The organism is Pseudoalteromonas sp. A601 (genome assembly GCF_002165575.1).
Classification (GTDB): Bacteria; Pseudomonadota; Gammaproteobacteria; order Enterobacterales; family Alteromonadaceae; genus Pseudoalteromonas.
Genome location: NZ_MXQF01000034.1, coordinates 17,564 through 33,283, shown reverse-complemented (window position 1 = coordinate 33,283; position 15,720 = coordinate 17,564). Strand labels below are relative to the sequence as shown.

12 protein-coding genes are annotated in these 15,720 nt (G+C 40.6%); 8 read left to right on the top strand and 4 right to left on the bottom strand.

Going from position 1 to position 15,720, the window contains the following annotated elements; translation table 11 throughout:
* Positions 1 to 17 precede the first annotated feature (17 nt).
* From cobN to B5G52_RS18490, 7 genes are all read left to right on the top strand, one after another.
* The gene (gene cobN, locus B5G52_RS18520; protein WP_176372582.1) at positions 18 to 3,821 is read left to right on the top strand and encodes a cobaltochelatase subunit CobN; all 3,804 of its coding nucleotides are present in this window, start codon (positions 18 to 20) and stop codon (positions 3,819 to 3,821) included.
* Between the two features lie 100 nt (positions 3,822 to 3,921).
* On the top strand, positions 3,922 to 4,308 hold the full coding sequence (locus B5G52_RS18515) for a MotA/TolQ/ExbB proton channel family protein (RefSeq protein WP_254911247.1): 387 nt from the start codon (positions 3,922 to 3,924) through the stop codon (positions 4,306 to 4,308).
* Complete coding sequence (locus tag B5G52_RS18510; RefSeq protein WP_087534131.1) at positions 4,295 to 4,615, top strand: DUF2149 domain-containing protein; 321 nt, start codon at positions 4,295 to 4,297, stop codon at positions 4,613 to 4,615. The genes B5G52_RS18515 and B5G52_RS18510 overlap by 14 nt, the downstream gene beginning before the upstream one ends.
* A gap of 569 nt (positions 4,616 to 5,184) precedes the next feature.
* Complete coding sequence (gene yddG / locus B5G52_RS18505) at positions 5,185 to 6,111, top strand: aromatic amino acid DMT transporter YddG (RefSeq protein ID WP_087534130.1); 927 nt, start codon at positions 5,185 to 5,187, stop codon at positions 6,109 to 6,111.
* Positions 6,112 to 6,254: 143 nt separating this feature from the next.
* Positions 6,255 to 6,629, top strand: coding sequence for a VOC family protein (locus B5G52_RS18500; protein ID WP_087534129.1), 375 nt, complete (start codon positions 6,255 to 6,257; stop codon positions 6,627 to 6,629).
* Positions 6,616 to 7,206: a uracil-DNA glycosylase family protein gene (locus B5G52_RS18495; RefSeq protein ID WP_087534128.1), complete on the top strand. Its 591-nt coding sequence runs from the start codon at positions 6,616 to 6,618 to the stop codon at positions 7,204 to 7,206. Before B5G52_RS18500 ends, B5G52_RS18495 begins: the two co-directional genes overlap by 14 nt.
* Before the next feature lie 3 nt (positions 7,207 to 7,209).
* Positions 7,210 to 7,962 carry a phytanoyl-CoA dioxygenase family protein gene (locus B5G52_RS18490; protein WP_087534127.1) on the top strand — a complete coding sequence of 251 codons (753 nt, stop codon included), beginning with the start codon at positions 7,210 to 7,212 and terminating at the stop codon, positions 7,960 to 7,962.
* 15 nt (positions 7,963 to 7,977) lie between these two features.
* On the opposite strand, the gene B5G52_RS18485 is transcribed toward B5G52_RS18490, so the two are convergent.
* A complete protein-coding gene (locus B5G52_RS18485; protein ID WP_087534126.1) occupies positions 7,978 to 12,024 on the bottom strand; it encodes a DEAD/DEAH box helicase in 4,047 nt (1,348 codons plus the stop codon).
* A gap of 105 nt (positions 12,025 to 12,129) precedes the next feature.
* Positions 12,130 to 12,684: a short-chain dehydrogenase gene (locus B5G52_RS18480; RefSeq protein WP_087534125.1), complete on the bottom strand. Its 555-nt coding sequence runs from the start codon at positions 12,682 to 12,684 to the stop codon at positions 12,130 to 12,132.
* 122 nt (positions 12,685 to 12,806) lie between these two features.
* Between B5G52_RS18480 and arfB the strand changes: the two genes are divergently transcribed.
* Positions 12,807 to 13,220, top strand: a complete 414-nt coding sequence (gene arfB, locus B5G52_RS18475) for an alternative ribosome rescue aminoacyl-tRNA hydrolase ArfB (RefSeq protein WP_087534124.1) — start codon at positions 12,807 to 12,809, stop codon at positions 13,218 to 13,220.
* Here arfB and hemH read toward each other — a convergent pair.
* Together hemH and B5G52_RS18465 are read right to left on the bottom strand one after the other, a co-directional pair.
* Positions 13,217 to 14,236, bottom strand: coding sequence for a ferrochelatase (hemH, locus tag B5G52_RS18470; RefSeq protein ID WP_087534123.1), 1,020 nt, complete (start codon positions 14,234 to 14,236; stop codon positions 13,217 to 13,219). The two genes, arfB and hemH, sit on opposite strands and share 4 nt — an antisense overlap.
* A 98-nt stretch (positions 14,237 to 14,334) precedes the next feature.
* The gene (locus B5G52_RS18465) at positions 14,335 to 15,636 is read right to left on the bottom strand and encodes an HD domain-containing phosphohydrolase (protein WP_254911246.1); all 1,302 of its coding nucleotides are present in this window, start codon (positions 15,634 to 15,636) and stop codon (positions 14,335 to 14,337) included.
* Positions 15,637 to 15,720 lie beyond the last annotated feature (84 nt).

Here is a 15,720-nt window from a genome sequence, read left to right as displayed (position 1 = left end):
TTATGCTAAGATTTTTTATGTTATTTTTATGGCTATTAGCAGCGCCCGCGCTTGCGAAAGCCCCCGCTAAGGTGCTGGTGATTGCATCTGATTTTGTTGCTGCAGGTAAGTTTAAACAGTTAGCGAGCATTGCAGAGAAATACAACATACATGTTGATTATATTTATGCCCAACAAATTAATGAAATATCAGAGGCCCAATTAAATACCACTTCGTTAGTGATTTTAGATGGGCCAAGACCTTCGGATAGAGCGGCAGTTGTTGCTACGTTACCTGATGGAGTGATGGGGCTTAATGTGCCTTGGATTCAAGTAGGTGGGGGGCGGCCTGGATTTGGCAAAATACCGGGGCCGTGGGCGCGTAATTTTATTGCTTATTATGATAATGGCACACAGCAAAATTACGAGTATTTACTTGGTGCTTTACAAAAAATAGTGAATAAAGAAACTAATATTGTTTTTCCTGAGCCGATTACACTTAAAAAGCAAGGTGTGTATTCGCCAACAGGAGTATTTGATAACTTAGCTCACTTTTTAAAAAACAATCCGTCTTTGGAACCTCTTCCGATGGTCGGTTTTGCTATTTCAAATAGTTTGATCCGTAATATGCAAACTAAAACAATAAACGATTTGTATCAACGAGTTATTGATGCAGGGTTGATGCCGGTATTTTTTTGGTTTGATAGTGTTAATGATAATGGGTTGGTTGATTTTTGGCAGCAGCAAAAACCTAGCGCATTAATTAATATGACTCATATGCAAAATGGTGAGGCACGTAAGTCAGAGTTTTTACAGCTAGGTGTACCAGTGCTGCAAGCGCTAACTTACCGCAATGGTAGTAAGCAAGATTGGCTATCGTCAGCTGATGGGCTCGCTGCCAGCACTGCTGCAACGTTAATGGCAGTACCAGAAAGTTGGGGAATGACAGATCCTATCGTTATTGCCGCGATGCATAATGGTGAAGCCGAGTTAATTGATAAGCAGGTGTCATTATTATTAGGTAAATTAAACGCGTTAGTTCGTTTACAAAAGGCCGAAAATAAAACTAAAAAACTTGCTCTAATGTTTTGGAACTCCCCTTCTGGCGAAGAAAACATGTCAGCTTCGAATCTAAACATTCCTACAAGTATAGCGACTATCACTTCAGAACTACAAAAGGCCGGTTATTCGATTGACAGTAAAAACGAAAACGAGGTTATTGAGCAAGGAAAGCGGTTGCTCAGTGGGATTTATCACCCAGATAAACTAGTCGATTTGTGGCAGCAAGAGCAGGCAATCAGTTTGCCTTTAAATGACTACCTATCGTGGTTTTCAATGTTGCCTGTTGAAATACAGCAAGCTTTAAATAAAAAGTGGGGTGAGCCTAGCAAACATTGGGGATTGCGTGATATTAACGATCAATTATCGTTTGTTTTCCCAGCAGTAAGTTGGGGCAACTTATTGGTGATGCCTCAGCCGCCTCGATCAGGCAAAGTTGGGGCCGATACACATGATACAAAAGTGCCGCCGGACCATTATTATTTGGCTGCCTACTTAGCGTTGCAATTACGAAAAACGGATGCATTGATCCATCTAGGTACTCATGGCACGCAAGAATGGACTCCAGGCAAAGCAAGGGGCTTAAGTGCGTATGATTATCCATTTCTAAGTTTGGGTAATATGCCCGTTATTTACCCTTATATTCAGGATAATGTGGCAGAGGCTTTGCAAGCAAGACGTCGGGGACGAGCAACAATAATTAGCCATCAAACACCTGCATTTTCACCATCGGGTTTATATGAAGAATTACTGGATATTCATACCTTAGTACATGAGTATGAATTATTATCTGCAGGGCAAGTAAAAAATGAAGTACAGAAAAAGCTTCGTGATCAAGCTAAAAATATGTCGTTGGATATCGAATTAGGCTTCAGCGATTCGCAGATCAATGCTGACTTTCCTTTATTTTATAATGCATTACATGATCACTTGCACAAGTTAGCTGCAACCATAACTCCACTAGGTTTACATTCATTTGGTCATAGTGCTAAAACTGAATATCTACTGTTAACAGTATTACAGCAGCTAGGACCAGAGTTCTTGTTGCTAACAGGAGATGATCCTCAAGAGTCCTTTGCGACGGGTATTGAAGATATTAAACAAACTAATGCAATGAAGTTATTGCGTAGTGCTTTAATAGATGATCATTTTCCTGAGGATAATAAACCGCTAAAAGCGAGTCTTATGACGGCGCAAAAAAACTATAATCACCTTATTTCTAACCAAGAAATACCTGCGTTGCTAAAAGCACTTAGTGGTAAGTTTATTGCGGCAGGTTTAGGTGGTGATCCAGTGCGTATGCCAGAAACCACTAATGGCACTAATCTTTATGGTTTTGACCCTTTGAAAATTCCTACTTCGTCAGCGTATAAAGCGAGTGAACGGGCTTTTTCGCAGTTAATTGAAAATTATCAAGTAGAGCATAATGAGTACCCCAAAAAACTAGCATTTTCATTATGGTCAGGAGAAACCCAACGTCATTTGGGGATTGTTGAAGGACAGGTTTTAAGAGCATTAGGCTTACAGCCAATATGGGGAAGAAACGGTCGTGTAACTGATTTTAAAATTATTGCACAGGAGCAACTTTCTCATCCTCGAATTGATGTTGTGGTACAGGTAACGAGCGTTTATCGAGATCAATTCGATGGTTTTATGAGCTTACTTGCGAATGCGATTGCAAAATTAGCTGAACTTGATGACGGTAATCTCATTGCAAAGAATACCCTTGCAACTCGTCTAGATTTAATGAAAAAGGGAATTACCCAAGAAGATGCTACAGACTTAGCCGAGCTTAGGATTTTTAGTAATCAGCCTGGAGATTATGGCACGGGAGTTACCAGTCTGGCCTTAGACTCTACTTCATGGGAGGGTGACGGTGCATTAGCTGAACAATACCTCGCCCGCTTACAGTATGGTTATGGTCGTAAAGGTTGGGGAGTAAGTGTTGGGCAAGGCGTTAACTTATTTGGCCACCAATTAAAAGGTGTTGATGCAGCTATAATGTCTCGTTCGAGTAATTTACATGGCATGTTATCGACAGATCATCCGTTTGAATTTTTAGGTGGAATGGCTGCGGCTGTTAGAGCGATAAATGGTAAGTCACCTAAATTATATGTCAGTGATTTGCGTCAACCAACCGGGCAAGTTGTAAGTGCTGCTGATTTTATTAGTGAAGAAATGCGGGCTCGATATCTAAATCCAAACTGGGTTAAAGGAATGCAAGGTGAGGGGTACGCAGGCGCATTAGAAATTCTAGACACTGTAAACAATGTATTTGGTTGGCAAGCAACGGCGCCTGATGTAATTCGAAACGATCAATGGGAAGCGATCAGCGAAGTTTATATTGAAGATAAATATGAGTTAGGGGTTAACGAATGGTTTGATAAGCAACAGCCGGTTGCTCAAATGCAAATTATTGAACGTATGGCTGAAGCTATACGAAAAGATTACTGGCAAGCGAGTGAAAAAGCCAAAGCGGCTCTTGCTGTGCGGTACATGCAGTTGCAGCAAGAAAATCCTCAACATCAGGCAGCTGTCAAAACAGCTGACTTTTTATCTGAGTTAGTGTCAGGTTATGGACCGAACGCAGGCCAAGCTGGCGGCAGCCAAAATATAGTAGGCCAAACTTTGCAAAAAGTATCTGAACAAACAAGTCAAACACCTCCAGACTATATCCGTTTGCTAATTGCTTTAGCCATGCTTGGGTTGGTTATTGGTGGAGCGATACATCAACATAGAATAAATAATAATCGAACGAAAGGTATGTTAAATGAACGAATTTGAAAGTGTAATATATGATTTAACCCATTTTTTCTTGTTACCGATAATGGCGATAATATTACTATCGCTAGGGTACTCATTACTGATACTGGGTAGCTTTATAATGGAATATACACAGAGAAAACGTAACGTATATACCTCGGAGCTTGCTAATTATAGCCGTAGTAATGCTGATCTCACGAGTGAAGATTTAGAACTATGGATACTTAAAAGGCTTGAGAAGTTACGCATAGTGACAAGAACATTACCTATGCTGGGGTTAGTTGCTACGATGATTTCAATCGGGCCAGCATTATTGGCATTAGGGGATGGGCTGGTTAACGAAGTGTCGAGTAATATGGTTGTGGCATTTTCAGCAGTAATACTGTCGTTAATTGCTGCCAGTATAACATTTGCTGTATTAACTGTTAAACGCAGGTTTTTACTCGAAGAGTTACGAGATTTTGAGCGAGCATCTCAACAGCAGGAGGAGTTACATGCGCTTTCTTGATAGTGATGAAGCAGATGACCCAATACTATCAGTCGTTAATTTAGTTGACTTATTCTTAGTGATAATTGGTATTTTACTGGTTGTGATAGCTACAAATCCATTAAGCCCTTTTGTTGACAAAGATGTTGTGGTTATTGAGAACCCTGGAAAAGCGGATATGAAAATTACCGTTAAACAAGGTGAAAAACTAACACGTTATGAATCTAATGGTGAGATTGGTGAAGGGCAAGGTACAAAAGCAGGAGAAACTTATCAAATGGAAGATGGTAGTCTTATTTATGTACCTAGCACTGAGCTAGCTAATTGATATATTGATTTTAGAACAATCACAGGCAAGATAAAGGTGCTAGGGTTAGCCCGAAGTTCGCTGCACGTTGCTCGAAGCATTTTTCCATATTTTTTGTGGGAACAGGCTTTAGCCGTGATGCTGTTTTAGGCTATGTGTTAAAAGCCATTCGGCGCTAAAGCGCTCTCCTACAAAATAAAAGCGCTAAATTCTAGGATTATCACGTAGCTCGAAACCCATGACTTTTGCCTTCTCATTTACCCTCATTGTCTTCTCTTTGTGCAAAAAAATAATTAAGTGATTTATTCACAAAGAGGTAAAGAGGCGCTGCGCTGATGAGGAAATGATGAATAGGTGGTAAGTGCTAAGATTGTTCCGCAGCTCGTCGCCCACCGCACGAAGCCATAACTTTTCTTCTCTGTGTAGCGAAGCGCCTCGCTGATCTCGGTGGTGAATTTGGCTTTAAAACAATCACAGCTAAAGGCGTTAAGCCTGTCGCTTGATGCCATAAAGTCCATGTATATTATTGTTTAATATTATAATCACTGTTACCTTGCGGGTGTTAAATTTGCTACATAACAAGAGATTTCATGGCTTTTTTTAGTGAGAATAAATACACACTTTTTGGTGTGGCTGCAATCATACTGTGGAGTTGTATTGTTGCTTTGATCCGAGATGTTTCAGAGTTGTTTGGCCCTATTGGTGGCGCTGCGATGATGTATACAATTAGTGCACTATTTTTAACTTTAGTAATGGGGTTGCCGAAACTCAGCGATTTTCCTAAGCGTTATTTAATAATTGGTGGTTCGCTATTTGTTTTATATGAAATTTGTTTAGCTTTATCTTTAGGTATGTCTACTAATCGTCATCAAGCAATGGAAATGGCTGTAATTAACTATCTCTGGCCTGCAATTACTATATTACTTAGCGTTATGTTGAGTAAGAAAAAAGTAAATCGATTGGTTTACCCTAGCGTGGCGATCGCTTTTATGGGAGTTGCTTGGTGTATTGCAGGAGACAGCGGCTTGTCTCTTAGTGTATTAGCGACAAATATGACGGAGAACCCGGCGACTTATTTTATGGCTTTTTCAGCTGCGTTTATTTGGGCTATTTATTGCCTAACTACCAAGCAGTTGAGTAATGGTAAAAATGCAATTACGTTGTTCTTTATAGCTACAGCCGTCGCTTTATGGGTTAAATATGCCCTAAGTGGTGAGACGGGCTTTGAGTTTTCAGTTAGTTCTACTTTTACATTATTACTTGCTGGTATTGTGATGGGGGCCGGTTATGCATTATGGAATCAAGCTATTATGGGCGGGAATTTGATTTTATTAGGAACGTTGTCGTATTTCATTCCGGTGTTTTCTGCAATTTTTTCATCATTTTATTTGGCAATCACGTTGCCAGTGTCGTTTTGGCAGGGGGTCGCATTGGTCACGTTTGGTTCGTTAATGTGTTATTTAGTGACAAAAGATAAACCAAAAACACGTAGTAAAAAGTACTCTGGCGCTGGCTGAAAAATAAGCTAGGCTTGGAAAGGGAGCTAGATTGATGTGAGCTTAGAGACAATGAGTTCGTTGTGAGATCTGAACACATTTAATTAATCATTCGATTTGATGTTTATTAGATCATTATTTTACTAACTAAGACGAGGCGTTGATTGGCCAATTTAACATGTGAAGAAATAAAAGCATTTGTGCCAGCAAAAGACTTTGTGCTCAGTTGTGAGTTTTATACTGATATGGGTTTTGAGCTAGCCTGGCAAAGTGCTGATATGGCTTACTTTTATCATGGTGATTGTAGTTTTTTATTACAAAACTTTTATAACAAAGCACACGCTGATAATTTTATGATGCACCTTTTAGTTGAAGATGTGACTGCTTGGCATCAACATTTAACCGTGCAGGGGTTGGCAGATAAATACCAAGTAGAACTGAGTGAGCCCTGCGTACAGCCTTGGAATATGACCGATTTTGTAATTTATGACCCATCGGGAGTATTGTGGCGAATTGGGCAAAATAGTGAATCAGTATGATTTAGCACAGCAAGTTAGTAAATGTGTGATCTGTGAGCCACATTTACCTTTAGGAGCCCGCCCGGTTATTCAGTTTAACCCCAATGCTCGCATTTTAATTGCAGGGCAAGCACCCGGGCTGAAGGTTCATCAAAGTGGTAAACCGTTTGATGATGCCAGCGGTAAGCGGCTGCGAGACTGGTTAGGTTTAACTGAGCAAGTATTTTACGATGAGCGCAAAATAGCTATTTTACCCATGGGCTTTTGCTACCCCGGCAAAGGTAAATCAGGTGATTTACCACCGCGTAAAGAGTGTGCCCCAGCGTGGCGAAAACAGTTATTAAATGCATTGCCAAACATAGAGTTAACGATAGTGTTAGGCAAATATGCACAGGCGTACCATATACCACAAAGTAAAAATAAGCCGTTAACTGAGTTAGTAAAATCGTGGCGTGACTACTGGCCTGCTATACTTCCACTACCTCATCCAAGCCCGCGTAATAATATTTGGTTGAGTAAAAACCCCTGGTTTGAGTCTGATGTACTACCAGCATTAGCGCAGCGGATTGCGATTGTATTAGCCGATGAGGAAAAGTAATTGATGATCAACACACAGTTTGAGCAAACCGGTTATTTTCATGTGCCGGAGTTTTATAGTGCTGCGGAGCTTTGCCAAATACGTGAAGTCATAGATTGTTTTCATCAGCAATGGATAGCCGATAATCAGCAGCTTTATAACAGTAAAGCGGTGAATAGCGCTTATTTGACGGCCAATACGTATTTAGATGATGCTCAGCGCTTAGTGCTTTTTAAGTTTATTGCTAGCCATAAATTAATGGCTCAAGTTGATTCTATTTTATCTGGCACGGCGTTTATTAATACGCAGTTATTTTTTAATCCAGTGAACCCAAAACAGGCTAATTATTGGCACCGTGATATGCAATATCATTTAGATTTAAGCGAACAACAAGCGGCGTTAACAGGCCCAGAGGTGTTGCATTGTCGTGTTGCTCTTGAAGATGAACCTGGAATAGAGCTAGTACCAGGAACTCACCGACGCTGGGATACACAAGTTGAGTTAGATACTCGTTTAGCGTGTGAGCCGCATAAGCCGAGTGACGATTTAGCGTCGGGCCATAAGATCGCAATGAAAGCCGGTGACTTACTTATTTTTTCGGCTAATATGATTCACCGTGGCTTATATGGCAAAGAGCGTTTAGCACTTGATATTTTATTTTCTGATCCGCAGCCCGAAGTACTGCATTTTGTGCAAAAAACTTGCCTACCAACGCCAACGATGATGGCAAGTTTAGAAGATCCCATTGCGTTTAAGACAACGCTTGAGCATCAATAAAGCCTTTTTTCACGGTTATTGATGCTGTAATAACGCAAGTAGTTGGTCTTTTGACAATTGCCCTGCATCTCCACTGCCAGAGAGTACTTTATCGGCCAGCGCTTGTTTGTGCTCGTGTAATTGCAGAATCTTTTCTTCTATGGTGTTTTGTGCGATCAGTCGATATACAGTAACGGGGCGCGTTTGCCCTAAACGGTGCGCTCTGTCTGAGGCTTGTTGCTCAACAGCAGGGTTCCACCATGGATCTAGGTGTAATACGTAATCTGCAGCGGTTAAGTTTAGGCCCGTTCCGCCAGCTTTTAAGCTAATTAGAAATAGCGGCGCATCACCTGCTTGAAACTTTTCAACTTGCTGCTTACGCTTGTTGGTGCTCATGCTGCCATCGAGATAACAGTAATCAATGCCGCGTTTTTGCAAGCGTTGTTCTACCAGTTTTAACACATCGACAAACTGACTAAAAATAAGCGCTTGGTGATTATTCTCTAGCAGCTCTTCGATAATTGCCTCTGCGGTATCAAGTTTACTTGAGGGCATTTTACTGTTTTCAAGTAACAGCTGTGGGGCAATACATGCGCGGCGTAGTTTGGTTAGTGATGCCAAAATGGTGATGTATTGGCTGTCTTCTTGATTGGCCTGCTCAAGTGCATTTAAGCGAGTTGCTTGGTATAAGGCTTGCTCTTTATCACTAAGCGCAAAGGTCAGGTTTATTTCGGTTTTTTCAGGTAATTCAGTGAGTACCGTTTGTTTATTACGGCGCAGAATAAATGGGGCGATTAATGTTTTTAAGGTATCGGCCTGTTGCTGGTTTTTATCGGCATTACCAAAGCGCTTTTTAAATACCGGTAAGGTGTGTAAAAAGCCGGGCATTAAAAAGTTAAACAGGCTCCACAATTCCCCTAAGTGATTTTCAATCGGGGTGCCAGAAAGCGCAACTTTAAACTGACCATTTAGGGCAAAGGCGGCTTTGGCTCTTAAGCTCAGTGGATTTTTAATGGCTTGTGCTTCATCGAGCACAATATTTGCAAATTCGTGACTCGCTAATTGCTCACCAATTAAAGGTAGCAGGCCATAGCTAACAATAACTAAATCATTGGCTGTTGCTGAGTTAAGTATTTCATCGCACATACCGGCGTTATCAATGGTTTTTATATTTAATGTAGGGGCAAAGCGTTGTGCTTCAATGGCCCAGTTATGACATACCGATTTTGGTGCAATAACAAGGCTAGCACCTAGGCTGCTACGAATTTGTAATGCAGTGAGCGTTTGCAGGGTTTTACCGAGCCCCATGTCATCAGCTAAACAGGCGTTTAGGCCCCAATTTGCTAATTGCATTAACCATTTAACCCCGACAATTTGATAGTCACGTAGTGTATTGACTAAATGAGCAGGGATGGTCGGCTCTATAGTTTGGTTAAATTTGGCTAGGCGTTGTTGCCAGCTTTCGCCAAAGGTCACATCGCCCAAATCAGCAACCGTTTGATAAAGCGGCAAAGCCCGAGCATTGGCTATCCGCAATTGCTCAGACTCTTCACTATCTTGTTGCATGCCTTCAAGGCGGTTAAGTAAGTTAGTTAAACGTTGATCTAGAATTAACGATTTATCGTCATCTAAACTTATAATACTGCCACGGCGTGGGGCTTTTAGTAGGGTTTGCAGTGCATAAATATCGCCACTTGGCAGGGAAATATCACCGCTGATACTTAGCCAGTCATTATCGTCGTTTAAGCTTAGTGACAGGTGTTTACTGCTCGCAAGCTTCATTCCTTGGCTGTTTTCGTCCCAGCTTAGTATGAGCGCTTTGTTTTTGTTTGCCTCTTCGAGTGTTTCAATTGCTTGGCTTATATCTGGTGGGATAAAAAATTGTTGCAGCGATGAGTTGAGCTGATGATTTTTATCTACAAATACACCATTGAGCTTTTTTAGTAATTTTTTAAAATGGCGGGTTTCAGCTTTTAGATCGCGTTTAATCACAACACTGTTACTATCAGTGTCGTCGTTATAGACTAAGTTGGTTGCACCTTCACCGGGCTCTAACCATGGGCCATCTATCGTGTAGGGCATGACATAAAAGTTAACGTCAATACCTAGTTGAGTCAGTTTGATCACGGCACTAAATTCAAAGTCGCCTAGGCGTACGTTATTTACCTCGGCAAATTCGCTGCGTTGGCTACTTATGTGGTGCTCGTTTGCTAACGTTTTTAGTGCCGCATTGAGCTGTGGTAGTCGCTCTTGTGTAAGGTTATTGGGTTGTTGATCAAATAAGTGTTGTAATTTTCGTTGTTTTTCATCAACAGCAAATACTTGATACGTATTACCATGGCTGTGAGTGAGTAAAAAGTCACCGTCAAAATCATCAATACTGGGTTGTAATACTAGCTTGTAGCAGTCGTTTTTATTTTTTGCTATTTCAATGACAAACTCACCTTTTATTATGGTGAGTGGCTCGCCTCGGTGATCTTCTAAATTGGGATAGTCGATTAACGAATGCAATACAGCTGCCGTTGCTTGAACCTCTTTATAGCCAAACCCTGCGTGATTATAAAGAACCTGCACGAGGCTTTTATCGGCTGCTGTTAGCGCCGTTTTATATTGGCTTGCATCTAGGTCATGTACGGCAACCTTACGGCCTTTAGTCCATTCACCTTTGGCATTGAGTTGTTGCACTTTTGCTTGTATTAACGGCAGGTCGAGATGGGTGGTATCAAGTTGCCAAATCACCCGCTGAGATGTTTGTGGCTGCTCTATTTGACTTACCTCTTCGAGCCAACGTTGCCACTGCGGTACGCGTTCAAAGTGCTGTAAAATACCTGTAGCAGGCAATGGAGTATCATCATTTAACCAGTTCGCTAAGTGCATACATTGTTCACCAAGCCAATGTTGATGAAGTGCGGTGGCGTCGAGCAATTGCTTAAGCAATGTTGGTTGCGATCTCAACTCATTAATTTGTGCATCTTCTGCGTACTTCACCAGTGCAATTAAAAAGCAAAATAACGCAGCAATGGCGCTCGGGTTAGCAATTAAGTGTTCAAGTCGTTTAGCTAGGCGGTGGCTTTGAAACTGCGCTATTGGGTCACTATCGAGTAAGTAATCGAGTGCGATACTAGTATAACTGTGCTCGCCCAAATGTTTGTGGTACCACTTTTTACATGTTTCGAGTTGCTTAACGTCGGCAGGTTCGCCGCTCGTAAATAAGCTTAACGTATACAATAAACCGGTGATTTCGCTTGGATAACGACCTTTACCAAATACCTTTCTAAAGCGAGTCAGTGCGCTTTTGTATTGCATAATGGCAATATCAGGGCAGCTGCCACCTATCGCGGTATTATTCGCTTCTAAAAAGTAGCCGAGCAGCCAGTCGGTTTTATCTTTAAGTAACTGATCAAACTTGTTCTTTTGTAATAAAACACCCAAGTTTTCATTGTAATAAAGCCGAAAGTCACGCTCAAGCAAAGGCGATGATTTTACTAACTCAGGCCACCCGGGCTGGACTGTTAAATTAAAAAATTGACCACGAATAAAATATGTTAGGCACTCTTGTTGCCACTGCTTAGGGAGTACTTGCCAAAGTTGTTGTGCGTAGAGTGATTGAGCAATTAAATTTAAAAAATGGTCGTCTAACTCTTGGCTTGCATTGATTGGTCTGTTAGCAAAACCTCTATCAGCATTGTCGTAGTGATGCAGCAATACGGTAATAAAATTAAGCGCTCGGTCTTGTTGATGGTAGACGTTGCTAATTTCAATCAAAATTGGGCGAATTAAGTCTTTGAGCTGTTCAAGTAAGTTGATAACTATATAACTAACCGCATCAACGGATACTTTATAGTGTGGGCCGTAAGGGAGCTTGTACAGTAAATCCATCTGTTCCAATTGCTCAGTGTAACTAGTTACATCTGATTTTGAGAATGAGTAGCCAGGTTTTAGGTGGCGATAAATTCGCTGTGCTATTTGCTGTGTTGAGTTTTGATAGCCATATGATGATGCACTCAAAAGCTGTGCCAGTAGCACGCAGAGTTGTTTTTGTTGATCTTGAGTTTGGACTCTTGGCAGGGTATTCAATGACATAAAACGGCTAAAGTTAGTACCACAATGGCTTTAGTATAAAGAGGTGTTTATAACAAGCAATAAAAAAGCGACCCGAAAGTCGCTTTTAATAAGTGTGATTTTAAATTATTGCACCATTGAAAACAGCTTTTGTAGCTGTGGCATGTATTCTTGTACAAGTTCTAAGTTGTTTGAACTTACTTGAGGCGCATCAGCAGCATTTGCTGTATTACCTAAACTGCCAATCATAGACGCTGCGCTTTTATCTTTAGAGCCGCTCATACTTTGTAAGCCGCCCATAAGTTGGTTCACTTTTTCTTTATTTTCTGGCGATAAATTACCTTTGATGTTTTCAAGGTAAGCCATTGACACTTCAGAGCCCACAGAGATTAGCTGCTCAGGTGTGAATCCATATTGATTGGTAAGCGCTGCAAACTCTTTGTATAAATCGTTATCTTTGATCATACCTAGCGCGCTTAGTGCCATCGCACCTGACCCTGCTTCTGAGCCACCTAGCATATTACCTAAATCAAGGCTATTTAATGCGTCTTGGTTTTGTGACCAGTCAACAACAGCTGGGAGTGCTTTGATGTAACTTTGTAGATCATTTTCAGTAATATCCTGTGCAAAGCTCGAAAAACTCATTGCTATTAACCCGATTGCAGCTAGTAATTTTTTCATGTTGAAATTCCTTATTAAATATTTCTGTTAAATTGAAGTGTAAAAATCAATAATTTGCCAATGCATAGGCTGATTTAATAACAAATGTTACAATCTAATTTTGACAAAACTAGCTGAACCTAATGTTAATTATTTCAAATACCGTAACTATCGATGAATGGGAAGTCGAATTAACCGCTATTCGTTCCCAAGGTGCTGGTGGACAAAACGTTAATAAAGTGGCTAGTGCGATCCATCTTCGTTTTGATATTAAGCGCTCTAAACTACCAGACTTCTACAAACAACGCTTGTTAAATCTCAATGACAGCCGAATAACTAAAGACGGTGTTATTGTATTAAAAGCTCAAAGCCACCGAACGCAAGAACTCAATAGAGAAGATGCTTTAGGACGCTTGAAGGAGTTGATTGTTGGTGCAACAAAGGTACAAAAATCGCGGCGTGCAACCAAGCCTAGTCGCAGCTCTCAGCGCAAGCGCATGGATAAAAAAACCAAACATGGTCAAACCAAAGCGCTGCGCGGGAATATAAAACTTTAGAGCATTGGTTTTATAACATTGAAGATGGCACTTATATGATCGTCTCGGTCATTTAATGCTGCAATGTAACGGTACTTTTCGCCGCCGGCATGTTCGAATATTTCGCGGTTTTCACTTTCGAGCTCCTCAAGTGTTTCTAAACAATCGGCGCTGAAGGCTGGGCTGATTATTGCAATATCTTTAATACCTTCGCTTGGTAGAGCTTCAAGTGTTGCGTCAGTATAGGGCTTTAGCCATTCAGCTTTACCAAAACGACTTTGAAAGGTGCTGATAACTAAATCTTTATTAAGGCCTAGTTTTTCGACTACAAGCCGAGTGGTTTGCATACATAAACAATAATAGGGATCACCACTTTCCAAAAAACGTTTTGGCATACCATGATATGAAAAAACAAGTTTTTGCGGGGTTCCGTTTGTTTGTAAGTCTTCACTTATGCTATTGGCTAATGATTCAATGTATAACTCATTTTTGTGGTAACCATTAATAAAATGCAGTTCAGGTACCCAGCGCCATTTACGTAGTACTTTTGATACAGCATCAAAAGTTGAGCCTGTGGTGGGGCTTGAGTATTGTGGGTACAAGGGCATGATCACAATACGGGTAAGGCCTTTGTCTCTTAACTGCTCTAAACCAGCTTCAATCGATGGGTTGCCATAACGCATTGCCATGACAACTTCGGTGTCGGTATAGCCCTGGCTTTTAATAAATGCGTCAAGTTTGTCTCGTTGCAGGGAAGTGATATGGGTTAATGGCGAGCCATTTTCAGTCCAAATACTTTTATAAAGTTTAGCTGAGCGCTTTGGTCTTACACGTAAAATAATACCGTGCAGAATAACCATCCAAACTAGGCGTGGTATTTCAACAATACGTGGATCAGATAAAAACTCACGTAAATATGTACGCAGGGCACTTGCAGTAGGCGCGTCTGGGCTGCCTAAGTTGGTCAACAGAATGCCTGTTTTTTGGTTAAAACGCCCATCATGTGGGTTATCTGTAATAGCTGAAAATAGTGACACGCACTGCTCCTTCAAGCAAAATTGAGTCAATTAGGAATAAATTCCTTTAATTTTATAAGGGTATTATAACGAATGAAAGGCTTAATAAGATCACTAAATCACATTGATTTGATCATGATCCTAAATGGGGTCGGTTTTTTAGCTTCTAATTGCTGTAGTTTCTCAATTGATTTAGTGCTGAACTTATGTCCTTTGGGTAGTAGCATAATGCCAGCATGGCTATGCAGTGCATGACCTAGCAACATATTAGGTTTAAGTTTTTGCGCGTTGATTATTTGCATTGAGCCTACTTGAGCCTGTTGCTTAATGAAATTGGTATGGCACTGCTGCAGCGCGGCAACTATTCTAGGGTGATAATAATTACCGCTGTATCTTGCTACACACTCAAGCGCGTATTGATGGCGTTGGTTCTGTTCTAAACTGCTGTGTTCATAGTGATCCCAGTAATCACGTGAAATCGCCAAAATCATCGCACTTAATGGGATCTCATTGCCTTTAATGCCTTTTGGAATACCGTTACCATTGTAGTGCTCATATTGGTGGTAAATTGCCTCTGAAACATCGTGTAAGTGGGTCGCTGGCATGAGCATTAACTGGGCGGTACTTGGATGAGTGTAAAATGTTTTTCTTTGTTGCTCATTTAGCTCATGAACTGATTTTTTATATAGTTCAGGATCCATAGCTAATAAGCCAATTTGCGCTAAGTAGCCTGCCATGGAAGCCATTTCGACATTTTTATCTGGTAGATTCAATTCTTTAGCTATTTGGGTACACGTATTGGCAATATTCTGTGCTTTATTGCCATCAAGGTAGGGATTGGCATTAATAAAGTTATATAGCAGCTCTACAGTGCTTCTATGCTCGTTTATTTCATGTGCATTAGCAATTTCTAACTGTTTAAGTACTTGTTTTATTTGTTTGGTACGTTTTTCAACACGCTGCTCTAAAGAGTTATTGAGCTCTTTTAGTTCTTTGTTCTGCTTGGTTACTTTTAGCTGCAGTTGCTGATTTTGCTTTTTTAATTGGTACTTTTCGACACTGTCACTAATTGTGCTTAATAATAGGTTATTTTGCCAAGGTTTTTGTATAAAGCCATGTATTTGGCCTTTGTTAATGGCGTCTAGGGTGGTGTCTATGTCAGCAAAGCCAGTAACTAAAATTCGTTGAGAGTCAGGCGATAGAGTTTTTGCTTGATGAAAAAATTCAGCGCCGTTCATTAGTGGCATACGCATATCACTAATAATGACGGCAAACTCGTGTTGTTCAACTTGTTTTAGTGCCGTTAGTGGCTCCGAGAAGGTTAAAACACTGTAATGCTGACTTTTGAGTAACCGTGATAAAGCGCGAAGCACTATTTCGTCATCGTCTACACATAATATTTGAATTGCTGAATTATCCACATAAACCTCCAGACTATTATTTAAACATAGCGTGGGAAACCGTTTTTATAAACGTGAAAAAAAATTAAAGTGTGCTAATTTTAT